Below are 1,320 nucleotides of genomic sequence, written 5' to 3'. Positions count from 1 at the left end.
TTTCGGCATCGAAACCTTGCTCTACAGCCCGCCCATCGATGAAGACTGGCGCGTGTTTGGCGGGGCCGGCTACGCCACCGCCGATTTCGAAGAGGGCACCGGCCAACACCGTTGGCAGCGCCTCGGTGTAGAGCGGCGCACCCGCGACATGACCCTCGAAGCCGAGGTCTCCAACCACTCCTACGGCTTTGGCGACAAGCAGGGCGCACGCATCGCGATTGCCCGCGACATCAATGACCAATGGCAGTACGGCGGCAGTCTCGATTACCTCTCCGCGAGCACCCCGCTGCGGGCACTGAATGCCGACATTACTGCCAACGGCGGCAGCGGGTTTATCCGCTGGCGCGCCAACGAAAGCCGCGAATGGAAACTGGCCCTGAGCCCGTCCCACTTCAGCGACGGCAACAACCGCCTTGAAGCGCTGCTCACCGGTCGCCAGGGCGTGTACAGCTCGCCGGGGGTGCAAGTCGACCTGGGCCTGGAAGTCGGCACCAGCCGCAACACCAAGGAAGACACGCCGTACTTCAACCCGCGCTCGGACTTCAGCGTGCTGCCCACGGCCACCGTCAACCACGTGCTCTACCACCGCTACGAAACCCAGTGGAGCCAGCAGTTCCAGGTGGGGGCGGGCACCTACAGCCAGCGCGACTACGGTACCGGCGGCGTTGCACTGGTGGGCTACGGCCAGCGGTTTCGCTGGAACGACGTGCTCGAAACCGGCGCCAACCTCAGCTGGATCAGCCGACCTTATGACGGTGAGCGCGAAAGCGACCTGCGCCTGATCGTCGACCTCACCTACCGCTTCTAGAAGAGTCCGATCATGCCCGTCTTGTCCCGTTGCCTGTTGGCCCTGGGGTTAATGCTGAGCAGCGCTTGCGCCCAGCAACCCGCACCTTTCACCCCACCCGCCGAGCGGCTCAAGCCTGCCAGCGAAGCGGCGTGGCCGAAGAACCATTTCCTCGGTATCGCCTACCACGACATCGAGGACCGCGACCCCGATCAGGCTGTCGTGGCCGTGCGCACCGAACGTTTGATCGAGCAGTTGGCGTGGCTGCGGGAAAACGGCTACCAGCCCGTCACCGTCGACCAGATTTTGGCGGCCCGCAACGGCGGCCCGGAGTTGCCGGCGAAGGCGATCATGCTCAGCTTCGATGACGGCTACGCGAGCTTCTACACCCGTGTGATGCCGATCCTGCGCAGCTACAACTGGCACGCGCTGCTGGCGCCGGTGGGTTCGTGGGTGGATACGCCGCTGAACCAGCCGGTGGACTTCGCCGGTACACCTCGGCCGCGTTCGGACTTCCTGACCTGGCAGCAGGT

At 65.0% G+C, this 1,320-nt stretch carries 1 protein-coding gene and 1 pseudogene; both read left to right on the top strand.

Annotated features, from left to right (window positions below; all coding sequences use genetic code 11):
• A pseudogene (locus HX846_RS37515) lies at positions 1-808 on the top strand (poly-beta-1,6 N-acetyl-D-glucosamine export porin PgaA); the annotation flags it as partial.
• Positions 809-820: 12 nt separating this feature from the next.
• Positions 821-1,320: polysaccharide deacetylase family protein (locus tag HX846_RS37510; RefSeq protein ID WP_178967501.1), on the top strand; the 500-nt coding region annotated here is incomplete at its 3' end.

The organism is Pseudomonas sp. K5002, from assembly GCF_013386655.1.
In the GTDB taxonomy this organism is placed as follows: domain Bacteria; phylum Pseudomonadota; class Gammaproteobacteria; order Pseudomonadales; family Pseudomonadaceae; genus Aquipseudomonas.
This window is presented reverse-complemented; position numbering and strand designations above follow the sequence as displayed.